We start from the raw sequence: 18,231 nt of genomic DNA on the forward strand, positions 1-18,231 counted from the left end.
ACAGGATAGGTCGCAGGGAGCTGGGTTGGCCGAGGTGCGGGCACGTCTTGCCTCGGTGCTTGCTCAGCGATTGGGAATTGAGACACATCAACTGGATGTGCGTGAGCGCTTCAGTGTGTATGGCCTTGATTCGCTCAAGGCCACCGGCTTCATCGCGGATGTCGGCGCCGTGCTCGGACGTACGTTGTCGCCCACGCTTGCCTGGGAGTATCCCACGCTCGATGCCCTGGCCCGCCACCTCGTGGGCGCACGTGACGCGGGGGTGGCTTCATCACGCCCGCATGTCGCACGGGAGCAAGAGCCCATCGCCATCGTCGGACTGGCGTGCCGTCTTCCCCAGGCGCCGAATCCCGAGGCGTTCTGGCGTCTGCTGGTGAATGGGACGCACGCGATTACCGAGGTGCCGCCGGACCGCTGGGACGTCAACCGGCTCTACGACGCGGACCCGTCCACACCGGGCAAGGTGATTTCCCGCTGGGGCGGCTACCTGGAGTCGGTGGATGGCTTTGACCCGCTCTTCTTTGGCATCTCCCCCAAGGAGGCGCTCCACATGGATCCGCAGCAGCGGCTCATGTTGGAGCTGACCTGGGAGGCGCTGGAGGACGCCGGGATTCCCGCGGACCGGCTGCAAGGCTCAGCCACGGCTGTCTGCTTCGGCGCGGCGTGGATGGACTACGAGATGATGCTGCAGCGCTTGGGCTTGCGGCGCATCTCCTCGTACACGTCGACGGGCTACCACCACAGCGTCCTGTCCAACCGTGTCTCCTACGTCCTCGGGCTGCGCGGACCCAGCTTCTCCATCGACTCCGCGTGCTCCTCCTCGCTCACGGCCGTTCACCTGGCATGTGAGAGCCTGCGCCGGGGCGAGTCGACGCTGGCCCTGGTGGGGGGCGTGAACCTGACCCTCGCCCCCGAGAGCACGGTGGCCCTGTCCAAGCTGGGCGCGCTCTCGCCCGATGGGCACTGCTACACCTTCGATGCGCGCGCCAATGGCTTCGTCCGGGGCGAAGGAGCGGGGGTGGCGGTGCTCAAGCCACTGTCCCTCGCGCTCGCGGACGGTGACGCCCTCTATTGCGTCATTCGTGGCGGTGCCATCAACAACAACGGTGGCAGCAATGGCCTCACGGCGCCCAATCCCAAGGCGCAGGCGGAAGTCATCCGTCGGGCCTGTGAGCGCGCCGGCGTCGACCCGGCGGAGGTTCAGTACGTCGAGGCCCATGGCACAGGGACGCAGCTCGGGGACCCCCTGGAGGCCCAGGCCCTGGGCGAAGTGCTCGGCGCGGGACGCCCCTCGGGCAAGCCGCTGCGCATCGGCTCGTGCAAGACGAACATCGGTCACCTGGAAGCCGCCGCGGGCATCACGGGCCTCATCAAGACCGCGCTCTGCATCAAGCACCGGGCGCTTCCCGCCAGCCTCCACTTCGAGACGCCCAATCCGCTCATCACCTTCGAGTCCTTGGGCCTGACGGTTCAGCGGGCGGTGGGCGAGTGGCCGGAGCCGGACCGGAAGCTCCTCGCGGGCGTCAGCTCGTTCGGCTTCGGTGGCGCGAACTGCCACATGGTGCTGGAGGAGGCGGACGTGCCGAGGGCGGAGCCCGTCCACCTGTCCGGCGAAACAGCCGAAGACCTCCGCGCCGCGGCCCTGCGGCTGCTCGAACGCACGTTGGCCCCGGAGCACCTGTCCCTGGCGGATTTGCTGCGGGCCGCCGAGGCGGATGGCCGCGAGCATCCCCATCGTCTGGCATTGACGGTCCGGACGCGGAAGGACCTGCGGGCGGGGCTCGAGGCCTTCCTGGCGGGGGCGCTGCGGCCCGGTGTCGCGACGGGCGTGGTGGAGCCGGCGTCATCTCGGAAGCCGGTGTTCGTGTTCTCGGGGCATGGTTGCCAGTGGCCGCGCATGGGGTTGGCGCTCCTGCCGGTGGAGCCCGCGTTCCGCGCGACGCTGCTGCGGTGTGACCGCCTCATCCAGCAGTCGGAGGGGTGGTCGCTGCTGGAGGTGCTGCGCGCCGAGGATGCCTCCCAGCGGCTGAATCACATCGACATCGCGCTCCCCGCCATTGTGTCCGTCGAGATGGCCCTGACGGAGCTGTGGCGCTCCTGGGGCATCGAGCCCGCGGCGGTGGTGGGGCACAGCATTGGCGAGGTCTCGGCCGCCTACGCGGCGGGTGTCCTGGACCTCGAGGACGCCATCCGGGTCGTGTGCGCGGAGGCCCGTGTGATGGGCCAGCTTCGGGGGCAGGGCGGTCTGGTGGTCGTGGGGGTTCCCTGGGCGGAGGCCGCTGAACTGCTCGTCGGTTACGAGGGACGGCTGTTCCGGGCCATCGACTCCGGCGCCGACGCCACGGTGTTGTCGGGCGACGTGGATGCGCTGAACGCCGTGCTCGCGACGTTGCAGGCGCGTGGCGTCTTCTGCCGTCAGGTGGAGATCGATGTTCCTGTGCACTGCCCGCGCATGGACGTGCTGGCGCCGGAGCTTCGCGAAGCCCTTCGAGACCTCCGCCCACGCCCGGCGCGGGTGCCCTTGATTTCGTCCATCACCGGGGCGCCGCTCGACGGCATGAGCGCGGATGCCGCGCACTGGGTGAAGAACATCGCGTGGCCCACGCTCTTCACCGGCGCGCTGTCACACGCCATCCAACAGGGGCACGACACCTTCCTGGAGATCAGCCCGCACGCGATTCTGCGGCACCCCATCGAGGTGACGCTGCGCCACCTGGGGTGCCAGGGCCGAGTGGTTGCGTCCATGCGGCGGCAAGAGGACGAGCGGGGCACGCTGCTGGACACGCTGGGCGTGCTCTACACGCGGGGCGCTCCTGTCCCTTGGGACGCGCTGGGGACTGGAAGACGGCCGCGTGACACGGTGCCCGGGCCGGTGCGGGTGTTGCCGCTGTCGGCGCGAAGCCCGGAGGCGCTGGAGGCACTGGCGGCGGATTGGTGGGGCGTCCTGGAGGCGTCGGGGCAAGGGGGGCCCGCGCTGGAGGACCTCACGTACACGGCGGGAGTACGGCGCGGTCATCTCTCCCATCGGCTCTCGGTGGTGGGCAGCTCGCGGCAGGAGTTCGCGGAGGCGCTGGAGGCGTTCACGCGGGGGGAGCCCCACTCGTGCGTGCGCCAGGGACAGGTGAGCCCCGAGGGGCGGGCCAAGGTGGCGTTCGTCTTTCCAGGGCAGGGCTCGCAATGGCTGGGCATGGGGCGTCAGCTCCTTCGTGACGAGCCTGTGTTCCGGTCCGCCATCGAGGCCTGTGAGCGCGCGATGCGGCCGCATGTCGCCTGGTCGCTGGCCGAGGAGCTGCTCGCGGAGGAATCCCGGTCGCGTCTTCAGGACATCGACGTGGTGCAGCCGGTGCTCTTCGCGGTGCAGGTGGCGTTGGCCGCGCTGTGGCGCTCGTGGGGCATCGCGCCCGACGCGGTGGTGGGGCACAGCATGGGCGAAGTGGCCGCGGCGCATGTCGCGGGCGCGCTGAGTCTCAGCGATGCGGCCCGCATCATCTGCCTGCGCAGCCAACTGCTGCGGTGCAAGAGCGGTCAGGGGGCCATGGCCGTGGTGGAGCTGGGGCTGGAGCAGGCCCGCGCGGCGCTGGAGGGATTCGAATCGCGGCTGTCGGTCGCGGTCAGCAACAGCGCGCGCTCGACGGTGCTCTCCGGTGACACCGAGGCCCTGGATGTGCTGCTGCCACGGCTCGAGGCGGAGGGCGTCTTTTGCCGCAGGGTGAAGGTGAACGTCGCTTCGCACAGCCCGCAGATGGATGGGCTGAAGGAGGACTTGCTGCGCGTCCTCGATGGCGTCGCGCCGGTCGCCGCGCCGGTGCCCATCTGCTCGACGGTGACGGGGCAGGTGAGCGATGGCGCCGGCTTCCATGCGGTGTATTGGGTCAGCAACCTGCGCGAGCCCGTGCTGTTCCACGGGGCCGTCGAGCAGTTGTTGGCGGACGGCTTCAGTGTGTTCGTCGAGATGAGCCCGCACCCGGTGTTGCTCGCGCCCATCGATGAGACGCTCCGCGCGTCACGGAGGGACGCCCTCGTCGTCGCGTCATTGCGGCGGCAGTCGGACGAGCGGCGCAGCCTCCTGGAGTCCCTGGGGGCGCTTTACGCCTGGGGCTGCTCCGTGGACTGGACCGCGCTGCATCCGGCGGGGGGAAACGTCGTCGCGTTGCCCCGGTATCCGTGGCAGCGGGAGCGCTTCTGGTTGCCGGACGAGGCCGAGCGGGATGCGGTGCCCCTCGCGGATCGGCAGGGGCATCCGCTCATCGGACGTTCGCTCGACTCCTCCGTGCAGCCGGGCACCTGGTTCTGGGAGCAGACCGTCAGCGTGGCGGCCTTCCCATACCTCACCGACCACGTTGTCGGGGGCGACGTCGTCTTTCCAGGTGCTGGATACGTGGAGATGGCGTTGGGCGCGGGGGCGGAGGTGTTGGGTGAGGCGGGCCTGGTGCTGGAGGACGTGTCGCTCAGCGAGATGCTCGCGTTCGCCTCCGGAGAAGCGAGGCGTGTGCAGGTCGTGCTGAAGGAGGAGTCACCCGGCCACGCCACCTTCCAGATTTCCAGCCGACTGGAGGGGGAGAAGGTCTGGCGCAAGCACGCGGCGGGCTCCCTGCGCCGCGAGGCGCGCGCGGACGAGACGCACTCCGTCGAGACGCCAGACACCCTCTGGACCCGCCTCACGGTGCCGCTCTCCGCTGAGACGCACTACCACCGCCGTCGGGAGCAGGGGCTCCAGTACGGCCCCACGTTCCAGGGACTGCGCGGCATCTGGCGAACCGAGGACGAGGCCTTGGGGCGCCTGGAGGTCTCCGACGCGATTGCCGCCGAAAGTGAGGCGTATCGGCTCCATCCCGCGCTCCTGGATGCGGGGCTGCAAGTCGCGTTGGAGCTGCTGAACCCGCTGGCGGGTGGGGCCGTTTCCTCCACGTACGTTCCGGTGGGCTTGGGCCGCGTCCGGTACTTCCATCGGCCTGGGCGGTCGGCGTGGGCGCGCGTGAAGGCCCGGGGGGAGGGGGAGGCTGGGGCACGAGAGCGGAGCTTCGACTGCTGGCTCCTGGATGAGGAGGGCCGCGTCCTGATGTCGCTCGAAGGGCTGCGCCTCTACCGGCTCGATGCGGGGGCGTCGGCGCGCAAGGAACTCGGTGAATGGCTCTATCAGGTGGACTGGGAGGAGCGCTCGCTTCCCGCGGTCCTGACGTGGCCGGAGCGTACGCCGGGAAGCTGGCTGATTCTGGGCGACCGGGGGGGCGTGGGGCAGCGGCTTTCCACCGAGCTGCGGGCGCGAGGTGAGACGTGTGTGCTCGTCACGCCCGGGGAGGCGTATCGGTTCCTGGGCGCGGGTGGGGCGGAGGTCGACCCCAACAACGCGGAGCATTGGCGCCGGCTGCTCGGGGATGGGGTGGGGGTCGGTGTTCCGCCGTGCCGCGGCGTGGTGCATCTCTGGAGTCTCGACATCGCGTCGAACGACACGCTCACGGGGGAGGCGTTGGGCGCCGCGCGGCGGCTTGGCACCACGAGCGTGCTGCACCTGGTCCAGGCGCTGACGGGGGCTGGGTGGAGAGATGCGCCCCGGCTCTGGCTGGCCACGCGAGGTGCGCGGTCCGTTGGAGTTCCGGCGGAGCACGTCGCGGTGGCACAAGCTCCGCTCCTGGGGCTGGGACAGGTGCTCGCGGTGGAGCACCCGGAGCTGCGCTGCACGCGGGTGGACCTGGAAGGCGGCGTGGACGTCGCCGCCGACGCGCTCTTGCGAGAGGTGTCCTCCACCACCTTCGAGGACCAGACCGCCTGGCGCGGTGGCGCCCGGCGGGTGGCGAGGCTCTCTCGGGCGCCGGAGTGCTTGTCCCTCCGTGAGCCGTCGACCCTGTTTCGGCCGGATGGCACCTACCTCATCACGGGCGGCCTGGGCGGGCTGGGGCTCGAGCTCGCGCGCTGGCTCGTCGCTCACGGTGCCAGACATCTCCTATTGATGGGGCGCCGTGCGCCGGGCGTCGAGGCGGAGCAGGCGCTCACGGCGCTGCGCGAGGCGGGGGCGCGGGTGGAGTGCTTCCAGGCGGATGTCTCGCGCCCGGAGGACGTGGCACGGGCCCTGGCGCACGTGGCGACGGGGATGCGGCCGTTGAAGGGGGTGTTCCACGCGGCGGGCCTGCTCGATGACGGGTTGCTGCTGAACCTCACGGACGCGCGCTTCGCCTCGGTGTCGGCCCCCAAGGTCGAGGGGAGCTGGAACCTGCATTCGCAGACGCGCCATCTGCCATTGGAGCACTTCGTCCTCTTCTCCAGCGTGGCGGCGTCCCTGGGCACGCCGGGGCAGGCGAACTACGCGTCGGCGAATGCCTTCATGGATGCGCTGGCCCAGGCGCGCACGGCGGAGGGCCTGCCCGCGCTGAGCATCAACTGGGGCACCTGGACACGCGTGGGACTGGCGGCCGCGCAGGCCAATCGCGGGGAACGTCTGGAGGCGCGCGGACTGGGGGGCATGCCTCCGGACAAGGCGCTGACGGTGCTCGGCATGTTGATGGGCCAGGAGCGTCCCCACCTCAGTGTGATGGCCTTCGAGCCGAGACAATGGCTGGGTTTCTACCTGTCCGCCGCGCAGTCGCCGTACTTCACCCGGCTGGCCCAGGAAGCGGCGACTCGGGCACCGGCGATTTCGGGGCGCGGCAAGCTTCGCGAGCAGCTCGACACCGCGCGAGGCTCCGAGCGGCGGGGCCTGCTGGATGCGCACCTGCGTGAGTTGATTGGCGCGGTGCTGCGCATGCCGCCAGCGCGCATCGACTCGAGAACGCCGTTGGTGACGTTCGGGCTCGACTCACTGATGAGCATGGAGATTCGCAACCGCCTGGAAGCGGCGCTCGGGCTGAAGCTGAGCGCGACGGTGGTGTGGACATACCCGACGGTGGCCGCGCTGGCGCCGTTCCTGGCGGAGAAGCTGGGCCTCTCCCTGGAAGACACGCCGCCCGAAGCGGCACCGCCACCCGCGCCACGGGCGGGCGCGACGGCCAGTGCGATTGACGACCTGTCGGAAGACGAAGTCGAGCGGCTGTTCGCTCAGAGGATGGCGCGGGGCTCATGACGACTTTCGCGGAAAAGGTTGCGCTGTACTCCCCCAAGCGGCTCGCGCTGCTGGCGATGGAACTCAAGTCGCGGCTCGATGCGGTGGAAGCCATTCAATCCGAGCCGGTGGCCATCATTGGCATGGGGTGCCGGTTCCCGGGGGGCGGGAACAGCCCGGCGTCGTACTGGGACCTCCTGTGCAACGGCGTGGACGCCGTCACCGAGGTGCCGTCATCTCGGTGGACCCGTGAGGCCATGGCTCGCATGGACCCCGAGGCCTTGGAGAAGCTGGGCGCGAAGTGGGGTGCGTTCATCGACAAGGTGGACCAGTTCGACGCGGACTTCTTCGGCATCTCGCCGCACGAGGCGCACCGGATGGATCCGCAGCAGCGCATCCTGCTGGAGGTGGCGTGGGAGGCACTGGAGCACGCCGGATTGGACGTGGCGGGCCTTGCCGGCAGTCGCACGGGCGTGTTTGTCGGCGTGTACAGCGACGACTACGCGCTGCTCCAGATGGGCAATCCGTCCGCGCGTGACTCCAGCAGCGTGACGGGGGCCATCAACTGCGTGGTGCCGGGGCGCCTGTCGTACCTCCTGGACTTCCAAGGGCCGAGCCTGTCGGTGGACACCGCGTGTTCGTCGTCCCTGGTGGCGTTGCACCTGGCGGTCCAGAGCCTGCGTCAGCAGGAGTGCTCGATGGCGCTGGCCTGCGGCGTCAACCTCATCCTGTCGCCGCTCTCCTCCAGCAGGGTGTCCCGGGCACAGGCGCTCGCGCCGGACGGGCGCTGCAAGACGTTCGATGCGCGCGCCAATGGCTTCGTGCGTGGCGAGGGCTGCGGCGTGGTGGTCCTCAAGCGCTTGTCGGATGCGATTGCGGCCGGTGACCACATCCTCGCGCTCGTCCGAGGCTCGGCCGTCAACCAAGACGGCAAGTCCGCGGGCCTGACGGCGCCGAACGTGCTCGCGCAGAAGGCGCTCATCCGTCAGGCGCTCCAGAACGCGAGCCTGGAGCCCGCGGACATCGACTGCATCGAGGCCCATGGCACGGGCACCTCGCTGGGCGACCCCATCGAAATGGAGGCGCTCCATGAGGTCTACGCCCAGGGGCGCACCGCGGAGCAAGCGCTCGTCATTGGCGCGGCGAAGACGAACATCGGTCATCTGGAGTCGGCCGCGGGCATCGCGGGTGTCATCAAGATGGTCCTCTCGCTGCAACAAGAGGCCGTCCCGCCGCTCGCGCACTTCCAGCGTCTGAATCCGCGCATCGACTTCGGGGGGGAGTCCATCACCCTGCCGACGACGCTGCGCCCGTGGCCCGTACGTGATGCCCGGAAGCGCCGGGGCGCGGTGAGCTCCTTCGGCATCAGCGGAACGAACGCGCACGTGATTCTGGAAGAGCCTCCCGAAGCGCCCGTGGCCTCCGCCGCGCGGGAGAAGGGCGCGTACCTGCTGCCGCTGTCGGCCCGTTCGGCCTCGGCGCTCCAGACGTTGGCGCGTCGGTACGCGGACCTACTCGCGTCGGCGCCGGAGGTGTCGCTCCGGGATGTCTGCTTCACGTCCGCGCTGCGGCGGACGCATCACGAATACCGCGTGGCTTTCGCGGGGGAGTCTCCCGCCTCGCTGGCGGCACAGCTTCGCGAGTTCGCCGAGGCCCGCCCCGCGCCCGTCGCGGCGAAGACGGACACGCGGCGCAAGGTGGCCTTCGTGTTCCCGGGGCAGGGCTCGCAGTGGCTCGGCATGGGGCGGCAGCTCTTCGACCAGGAGCTTGTCTTCCGGGAGGCCGTGGAGCGCATCGACGAGGCCATGCGGCCCCACGTGTCCTGGCGCCTGGTCGAGGTGCTGCGCGCGCCGCCCGAGGCGTCCCGGCTCCATGAAATCGACGTCGTCCAGCCGGTGCTGTTCGCGATGGCGGTGGGGTTGTCGGCCCTCTGGCGGTCGTGGGGCGTCGAGCCCGACGCGGTGGTGGGGCACAGCATGGGCGAGGTGGCCGCGGCGCATGTGGCGGGCGCGCTGTCCCTGGAAGACGCGGCGGCCATCATCTGCCTGCGCAGCCGGCTGCTTCGGCGCATCAGCGGTCAGGGCGCGATGCTGGCGACCGAGCTGCCGCTGGAGGACGCACGCAAGGCGCTGGGGGGCCGCGAAGCGCAGGTGGCCATCGCGGTGAGCAACAGCCCCACGTCGACGGTGCTCTCCGGAGAGACCCGCGCGCTCGAAGCGATTCGCGGGGAACTCGAGGCGCGCAACGTGTTCTGCCGCTGGGTGAAGGTCGACGTGGCCTCACACAGCCCGCAGGTGGACCCGCTGCGTGACGAGCTCCTGTCGGTCCTCGCTCACGTGCATCCCAGGGCTTCATCGGTCCCCATCATCTCCACGGTGAGCGGGACGCCTTGCGACGGCTCGGGCTTCGACGCCGCGTACTGGGTGCGCAACCTCCGTGAGCCGGTGCTGTTCTCGACGGCCATCGGGAAGCTCGCGGAGGAAGGGCACACGGTCTTCATGGAGATGAGCCCGCATCCCATCCTCCTGCCGGCGGTCGAGCGCTGCCTGCAACATGCGGGCAGGGAGGGGCTGACGCTCGCGTCCTTGCGCCGAGACGAGCGAGAGCGGACCGTCCTCCTGGAGTCCATGGGTGCGCTGTACCGCGCGGGAAACCCCGTGCAATGGCGGCGGCTCTTCCCTGCGGGAGGCAGGCTGACGACGCTGCCCGCCTATCCGTGGCAGCACCGAGGGTATTGGCTCGACGCGGCGGCCTCGGCGGCGCCTTCGGTCGTCGAGGCGGTGACGTCCCTCAAGGGAAGGCCCGTGCGAGTCGCGCACGGGGTCGACGGCCACGTCTTCGAATTGGAGCTGAGCAGCACCGCGTTGCCGTGGCTCGGCGCGCATCGGTTGGGCGGCGTCGCCGTCGTTCCCGCGTCAGCGCTCATCGAGCTGGTCCTGAGCGGCGCCGCGGAGACGTTGGGTGTGGGAGGCCGGGCGCTGTCGAACGTGGCGTTCGAGAGAGCCCTGGTGTTGAAGGGGGACGCCCGGCGAGTCGTTCAGGTCCACCTGTCTTCCGCCTCGGGAGGCACGCACGCGTTCCAGATTCACAGCCGGGGTGAGGGCGGTGCGTCTTCGGATTCGAGCTGGGTCCGGCACTGCCAGGGGCAGCTCCAGCCGCTGGGCTCGGCGTTGCCAACGCATGAGTCCCTCGACGGGGTTCGCGCTCGGTGTGCGCAGCATGTGCCGGGCACGGCGGTCTACGCTGAGCTGGAGCGATGCAACGTCCAGTACGACGATGCGCTGCGGACGTTGGGCGAGGCGTGGCGATGGCCGGGCGAGGCGCTCGGGCGCGTGGTGCCTGCCTCGGAGCGGCTTCAGGAGGCGGCTCGTTATCAGCTCCATCCCGCGCTGCTGGACGCGGGGTTGCAGACGCTGGCGGTCGCGATGGCCGCCGAGCCGGATGAGGCCGCGCTCTTCATGCCGGTGGGCATCGAGTCGTTCGAATGCGTCCCAGGCCGGGCGGACGTCCAGTGGGCCCACGTCGCTGTCTCACACGCGTCTCAACCGGATGAACGCAGGGCGGCCCTGACCTTGTTGGATGGGGACGGCCGGGTGGTGGCGGTGGCCCGTGGTGTGCGGCTGCGGCGTGTGGCGGCGGAGCGGCTCCTCGAAGTGCTGGGGGAAGCCCGGGCGCAGGACTGGTTCCACGACGTGACGTGGGAAGAACGTCCGGTGGTTTCGACGCGGGCCGTGTCGGCGGAGTGGCTCATCTTCGCTGACCGGGGTGGTTGGGGTTCGACGTTCGCGGAGGCGTTGCGGCGTGAGGGGGTGCCCAGCGTCATCGTGACGGCGGGGGAGTCCTATCAGCGTCTGAATGCACACCGCTTCGTGGTGGACCCGAAGCGCCCCGAGGACCTGGCGCGCGTGCTGCGAGAGGCGCCCACCCCGACCCCGGAACACGAGGGGCGAGCGCTCTTTCTCTGGGGGCTCGACGAGGGGCTTGGCGCCATGTCGGAGACGGGGGCCCCTGAGTCCACGGTCGCCGCGTTGCACCTCATGAAGGCGCTCATCGCCGTGCCCGGGCGCGCGAAGCTCTGGGTGGTGACTCGGGGGGCTCAAGTCACGGGGACCGGCACGGAGCCGGTGTCGCTGGCACAGTCGCCGCTGTGGGGCATGGGCCGGAGCCTGTCCCTGGAACAGCCCGGGGTGTGGGGTGGCCTCATCGACCTGCCGCCGCTGGCCTCGGCCGATGAGACCTCCGCGGTCCTTCGGGAGATCGCCGCGTCGGGCCACGACGGCGAGGACCAGCTCGTCCTCCGTGAGGGCCGGGTGCTGGTGCCCCGGCTCTCGCGAGGGCGGGTGGAGGCGGGAGGCGAGTCCCCGCGGTTGCGCTCGGATGCGACGTACCTGGTGACGGGAGGGCTGGGCGGGCTGGGGCTGAAGGTCGCACGGTGGTTGGTGGAGCGGGGGGCTCGGCACCTGGTGTTGCTGGGCCGGAGCGGTGTGGCGGACGCCGGGGATGCCGTTTCAGCGCGGCGGCGTGAGGCGCTCGCGTCGCTCCGAGCCCAGGGGGCGACCGTCACCCCGGTGTCGGTGGACGTGGCGGACCGTGAGCGCATGGCGGCGCATCTCGTCTATCTGGCCGCGACGCTCCCGCCGTTGCGCGGGGTGATTCACGCCGCCGCGCTCATCACCGAATGCCCGCTGGAGGACCTGGACGCCGCTGCGATGACGGCGATGTTGCGGCCCAAGGTGCTCGGGAGCTGGGTGCTGCATGAGCTGACGCGCGGAATCGAACTCGACTTCTTCGTGCTGTTCTCCTCCACGTCGACGCTGTGGGGCGCCTCCGGGCTTGCGCACTACGCGGCGGGGAACCAGTTCCTCGAGGCGCTCGCGCACCACCGGCGAATGGGCGGACTGCCCGCGACCACCCTCCACTGGGGAACGTGGGACGAGATTGGCGGCGAGCGTGGCGGCTCCGCTCGCAGCTACACGCGGTTCGGGCTCAACCCCATGGACTCCGAGCGGGCGCTCGACGCGATGGGACAGGTGCTTCGCTCGGGGGCGAGCCACAAGACGGTCGCCTCGGTCGATTGGTCCGTGCTGAAGCCCATCTGGGAGGCCCGGCGTCGCAGGCCTTTCCTTCACCACATGGGCGAGTCCTCACCTGGCGTGGCCCGCGGCGCCACGTCGCGGGCGCGGCTGCTCCTGGAGCTCCAATCGCTCCCGGCGGACCGTCGCTTCGACACGTTGGTTCAACGCATCCAGGGTGAGGTGGGGCGCATCCTCGGATTCGCGCCCATGGAGCTTCCGCCCGCGGACCGTGGCTTCTTCCAGATGGGCATGACGTCCCAGATGTCCGTGGAGCTGCGCAATGTGTTGCAGCGCGGGCTCGAGAAGGAGTTGCCCGCGAGCCTCGCGTTCGACCACCCAACGGTGCTCGCGTTGGCGAAGCGGCTGGCCGCGACAGTCACCTCGGTCGAGGTCCCGTTGCCCGTGCCAACCGCCCCAGCACCGAAGTCCTCGGCGATGTCCGTGGACATCGATGACCTCTCGGCGCGCCTGTCTCAGGTCACCGAGCTGTCAGACGACGAAGTCGAACGGTTGATTGCCCAGAAGCTGCGCTGAATCGGACGGCCGCGATGAGCAAGGAATTCTACGAGAAGATTTCGGGCCTCTCGCCCAAGAGGCTCGCGTTGCTGGCGCTCGACCTGCACGCGGAGCGCGAGGCACTCCAGCGTGCGCGTTCGGAGCCCATCGCCATCGTGGGCGTGTCCTGCCGGATTCCCGGCGGAGCGCGGACACCGGAGGCCTTCTGGCGATTGCTCCACGACGGCGTGGACGCCATCACCGAAGTGCCGCGCGAGCGCTGGGACGTGGATGCGCTGTTCGACCCGGACCCCACCCGGCGGGGCCGGACCTATGCGCGCTGGGGTGGGTTCATCGAAGGCGTGGATCAATTCGACGCCGCCTTCTTCGGTGTCTCCCCTCGGGAGGCGTCGCGCATGGACCCTCAGCAGCGGATGTTGCTGGAGGTCGCGTGGGAGGCACTCGAACGCGCGGGGCAGCCTCCGGACCAGCTCGCCGGAAGCCGATCCGGTGTCTTCCTGGGCATCATCGGCAGTGACTACGCGCAGCTTCAGGCCCGCCAGCTCGGGGATGCCCCGGACATCTACCACCTGACGGGCACGTCGCTGAACGCCGCGGCCGGCCGTCTGGCGTACACGTTGGGGCTTCAGGGCCCGTGCATGGCCATCGACACCGCGTGCTCGTCATCGCTCGTGGGCCTGCACCTGGCCAGTCAGAGCCTGCGCAACCGCGAGTGCGACCTGGCGCTCGCGGCTGGCACCAACCTCATGCTGCTGCCGGACCCGACGATTGCCCTCTCCAGCAGCCGCGGGCTCGCACCGGATGGGCGGTGCAAGACCTTCGACGCGTCTGCCAATGGCTTCGTGCGCGCGGAGGGCTGCGTGGTCCTGGTGCTCAGGCGCCTCTCGGACGCACTGGCGCGAGGCGATGAGATTCTCTCGCTCATCGTGGGCTCGGCGGTGAACCAGGACGGCGCCAGCAGTGGACTCATGGTGCCCAACGGTCCGGCGCAGGAACGCGTCATCGAACAGGCGCTGGCGAGCGCTGGGCTCGGGCCTGAACGGATTTCCTATGTCGAGGCCCACGGGACGGGGACCTCGTTGGGCGACCCCATCGAGCTTCAAGCGCTGGCGCGTGCGCTGGGAGTAGGACGCGGTCCAGATGCACCGCTCTTCGTCGGCTCGGTGAAGACGAACGTCGGACACCTGGAGGCGAGCGCGGGCCTCACGGGCGTGCTGAAGACGGCGCTCGCGCTTCGTCACGAGGTGATTCCGCCGAACCTGCACTTCCGTCGCCTGAACCCGGACATCGTCCTGGAGGGGGTGCCGGTGGTTGTTCCCACCGAGCCGCAGCCGTGGCCTCGGACCGGGCAGCCGCGTTTGGCAGGCGTGAGTGCCTTTGGCATCAGCGGAACCAATGCGCACGTCATCCTCCAGGAGCCGCCCGCGCCTATGACTCCGCCGGCGGTGCCTGTTCGGGATTCGGAGCTGCTCGTGCTGTCGGCGCGCGGTCCGGAGGCGCTCCGGGCCATGGCGGGCGCACACGCGCAATGGCTCTCCTCGCACGGTGAGGTGCCACTTCGGGAGGTCTGCGCCACGGCGGCCGTGTCTCGCGCCCACCACGAGCATCGACTGGCGCTCGCGGGCCGGACCCATGAGGCGCTCGCGGAGCAGCTTGAGGCTTTCTCTCGCGGTGAGTCCGTGCCGGGGGCGGCGACTGGTCGTGTGACGGGGACGGCCCGACACCGCGTGGTGTTCGTGTTTCCGGGACAGGGCTCCCAGTGGCTGGGGATGGGCCGGAGGTTGCTGGCGGAGGAACCGGCGTTCCGCGAGGCATTGGAGCACTGCGACGCGGTCATTCAGAAGTGGTCGGGCTTCAGCATCCTGGAAGAGCTCGCGGCGGAGGAGGGCCGTAGCCGTCTCCAGGAGATTGACGTCATCCAGCCCGTGCTCTTCGCGATGGAGGTCGCGCTGGCGGAGCTGTGGCGCGCGTGGGGCATCCAGCCGCACGCGGTGGTGGGGCACAGCATGGGGGAGGTCGCCGCCGCGCATGTCGCGGGGACGCTGAGTCTGGAGGACGCCGCGAGAATCATCTGCCGACGCAGTCGCTTGCTGCGGGGCGTGAGTGGCCAGGGCGCCATGCTCCTGGTGGACCTGACGTTGGAGGAGGCGAAGGAGGCCCTGCGCGGCTTCGAGGCGCAGGTCTCCGTCGCGGTGAGCAACAGCGTGCGCTCCACCGTGTTCTCCGGCGCACCGGGCGCCATCGAAGCCATCGCGGGTCAGCTCAAGCAGCGCGACGTCTTCTGCCGCTTCGTGAAAGTGGATGTGGCGTCGCACAGCCCGCAGATGGACCCGCTGCGGCCGGAGTTGCTCGCCGCCTTGGAGGGAATCCAGCCGCGCGCATCACAGGTCCCCATCTGTTCGACAGTCTCAGGGAGGGTGACGGATGGTGCGGAGTTCGGCGCGGACTACTGGGCCGACAATCTCCGTGAGCCGGTGTTGTTCTCGAAGGCCATCGAGAAGCTCGCAGTGGATGGCCATGACCTCTTCATCGAGCTGAGTCCGCATCCCATCCTCCTGCCCGCGGTGGAGCAGCACCTGCGGCACCTCGGACGCGAAGGGACGGTGCTGCCGTCGCTCCGGCGGGACGAGGACGAGCGCGGTTCGATGCTGACCTCACTGGGCGCTCTGTACGTCGACGGGTACGAGGTCGACCTCGCGCGCCAGCACCCGGTGCGAGGCCGGCTCGCGGCGCTGCCCACCTATCCTTGGCAGCACGAGCGCTTCTGGATGGAGTCTTCGCCAAGGTCCCGGCGGGGCGGTGAGCTGGGGCTCCATCCGCTGCTGGGTCGGCATGTGCCGCTGGCCGGACAGGACGGTGCGCATCTCTGGCAGACCGAGCTGTTCGCTGACGCCCCGGCGTACCTGGCGGACCACGTCGTCCACGGGGAGGTCGTGCTGCCAGGCACTGGTTATCTGGAGATGGCGCTCGCGGGGGCCGCCGAGGTTTGGGGACAGGCGAGCCATGCGCTCGAGGACGTCATCTTCCAGGAGATGATGGTGCTGCCCCGGGACGAGGCGCGCTCGGTTCAGATGCGCCTCAGCCCCGAGGAGGATGGCGCGAAGCGCTTCCAGATTTTCAGCAGACCGGCGGACGCTCAGGGCACCTGGACGCTGCACGCCGAAGGGCGGCTGCGCGAGAGGGATTCGGCCGAGGCGTTCTCGCTCGATGAGGCGAGGGCGCGCTGCTCCGTACACCTGGAAGGGGAGACGCACTACCAGCTCATGCTGGAGCGCGGCGTGGCGTTCGGGCCGAGCTTTCGTCTGGTGAAGGAGCTGTGGAAGGGCGAAGGCGAGGCGGTGGCCCGCTTGGAGCTGTCGCCGTCCGTGGCGGCGGAGATGTCAGCGCACCAGCTCCATCCCGCGCTGCTGGATGCCTGCTTGCAAGCCATCAACGGTGCGGGTCTGGGGGACCGTCGGGGCGAGACGTTCGTCCCGGTGGCCGTGGACACGCTTCGCGTCCACGGGCGCCCTGGCCGAGAGCTCTGGGGGCACGCCCGTGTTCGTCCAGGCACCGCGAGCGGCCCGGGGGCGATTGAAGCGGACGTGACGCTGCTGAGCGCGGACGGCCAGGTCCTGATGGAGGCGAGGGGTCTGATGGCGCGTCGTCTGGACTCGGTGCGCCGGCGCTCCGCGGACGAAATCGACGGGTGGATGTATCAGGTCGAGTGGCACGAGGCTCCGCGCGAGGAGTCCCCCTCACCCGCGGAGGCGCCAGCCGGAGCATGGCTGGTGCTCGCGGACCGCCAGGGGTTCGGGCGGAAGCTGAAGGCCGCGCTGAACGAGCGCGGTGAACGCTGCGTCCTCGTATCGCACGGGCCGGAGTCGCGTCAGCTCGAACCCGGTCACCACGTGGTCGACCCGTCACGGCCGGAGGGCTTCGAGCGAATCCTGGCGGCGGAGTTCGGCGCGGGGCGGCCCGCGTGCCGAGGCGTCGTGCACCTCTTCAGTCTGGACGTGCCGAAGCCGGACGTGGGCGTGGATGCGCTGACGAAGGCACGGGCGTTGAGCGTGGAGAGCGCCCTGCACCTCGCGCAGGCGTGGGTCGGCGCGGGATTCCGGGACATGCCCCGGATGTGGTTGGTGACGGAAGGCGCCCAGGCCGTCACGGTGGGCGCGCATGTCGAGCACGTCGCGCAGTCCTCGCTCTGGGGACTGGGGCGGGTGCTGTCGCTGGAGCACCCGGAGCTGCGGAGCTGCAACGTGGACCTGGGCGCCCGCGACGACGCCCAGGCGCATGCGCTGGTGGGCGAGCTGCTCGCGTCGAGCCTGGAAGATCAGGTCGCGCTCCGGGGGACGGCGCGGTTCGTGGCGCGGCTGACTCGGATGGCGCGGAGTCCATCCGCGCCGGTGGAGTTCCGCGCGGATGGCACCTACCTGATAACGGGAGGTCTGGGAGGCTTGGGCCTGGAGCTCGCGAAGTGGCTGGTCGAGCGTGGCGCGCGGCACCTCGCGTTGCTGGGACGGAAGGGCGCTTCCTCGGAGGCGCACGGGGCGCTGGACGCCCTTCGCGCGATGGGGGCCGAGGTTCGCGTCTTCAAGGCCGATGTCGCCGCGCGTCCGGACCTCGAGCGTGTGTTGGGGGAGGTCGCGGCGGACATGCCTCCGCTCCGAGGCGTCTTCCACGCCTCGGCCGTGCTCGACGACGGCGTCCTGGTGAACCTCAACGCGGAGCGGTTGCGCAAGGTGATGGAGCCCAAGGTCCAGGGCGCCTGGAACCTGCATGCGCTGACGGCGGGGGCTCCGCTCGAACACTTCGTGCTCTTCGCCGCGGCGGGCTCACTGCTGGGCTCACCGGGCCAGGGCAACTACGCGGCGGCCAATGCCTTCCTCGACGCGTTGGCGGCTTATCGGCGGGGGCTCGGCATGCCCGCGTTGAGCGTGGACTGGGGGGCCTGGGCGGCCGTGGGACTGGCGGCAGCGGCGGAGGCGCGCGGAGAGCGCATCACCCAACGCGGCGTGGACAGCATGCCGCCCGCGCAGGCCCTGGAGGCCCTGGGCCGCATCCTGGACAGCGCGTTGCCACGCGTGGTGGTGATGCGCTTCGACCTGCGGCAGTGGAGCGAGTTCTACCTCACGGCGGCGCGTTCACCGTTCCTGTCCCGGCTGGCGCGGGAACAGGCCGGTGGTGGCGCGGCCCAGGCGGTGAGGGGGGCCTTCGTGGAGACGCTTCGGGCCACGGAGATGCTCAAGCGAGCCCAACTGCTGGAAACACACCTGTGTGAGCAGGCGGGGCACGTGCTCCGTCTGGCGCCGACGCGAATCGACCCGCAGCAGCCGCTGGGCAGCATGGGGCTGGATTCGCTGATGGGTTTGGAGATTCGCAACCGGCTCGAGGCCAGCCTGGGGCTGCGGCTGCCCGCGACGCTGGTGTGGCGTCACCCGACGGTGGCGGCGCTGGTCGCGCATCTGGCGGAGCTTCTGCACCTGCCTCTGACAGCCCCGGTCGAAGCGCCGAGGGATGAAGCCGAGGCGCTCGAAGCCGCCATCGTCAACAACGTCAAGCTGCTCTCGGACAACGAAGCCGAGGCGCTCCTCGCGGAGAAGCTCGCCGCGCTCGCGGATTGAA

3 protein-coding genes are annotated in these 18,231 nt (G+C 70.2%); all 3 read left to right on the forward strand.

Features of this window, described 5'->3' with window-relative positions:
• Window positions 1-55: 55 nt before the first annotated feature.
• Genes A176_RS11440 through A176_RS11450 form a run of 3 tightly spaced genes read left to right on the forward strand, consistent with a single transcriptional unit; the run spans window position 56 to window position 18,230 of the window.
• Window positions 56-7,054, forward strand: a complete 6,999-nt coding sequence (locus A176_RS11440; RefSeq protein WP_082282916.1) for a type I polyketide synthase — start codon at window positions 56-58, stop codon at window positions 7,052-7,054.
• The gene (locus A176_RS11445) at window positions 7,051-12,642 is read left to right on the forward strand and encodes a type I polyketide synthase (protein ID WP_044889055.1); all 5,592 of its coding nucleotides are present in this window, start codon (window positions 7,051-7,053) and stop codon (window positions 12,640-12,642) included. The genes A176_RS11440 and A176_RS11445 overlap by 4 nt, the downstream gene beginning before the upstream one ends.
• A gap of 14 nt (window positions 12,643-12,656) precedes the next feature.
• Window positions 12,657-18,230 carry a type I polyketide synthase gene (locus A176_RS11450; RefSeq protein ID WP_021780891.1) on the forward strand — a complete coding sequence of 1,858 codons (5,574 nt, stop codon included), beginning with the start codon at window positions 12,657-12,659 and terminating at the stop codon, window positions 18,228-18,230.
• The last annotated feature ends 1 nt before the right edge of the window (window position 18,231 follow it).

It is taken from the genome of Myxococcus hansupus (genome assembly GCF_000280925.3).
Classification (GTDB): domain Bacteria; phylum Myxococcota; class Myxococcia; order Myxococcales; family Myxococcaceae; genus Myxococcus; species Myxococcus hansupus.

Bases quoted from the DNA above. Each gene is read 5' to 3' on its own strand.
- A176_RS11445 (WP_044889055.1), top strand. From the start codon at position 7,051: ATGACGACTTTCGCGGAAAAGGTTGCGCTGTACTCCCCCAAGCGGCTC.
- A176_RS11450 (WP_021780891.1), top strand. From the start codon at position 12,657: ATGAGCAAGGAATTCTACGAGAAGATTTCGGGCCTCTCGCCCAAGAGG.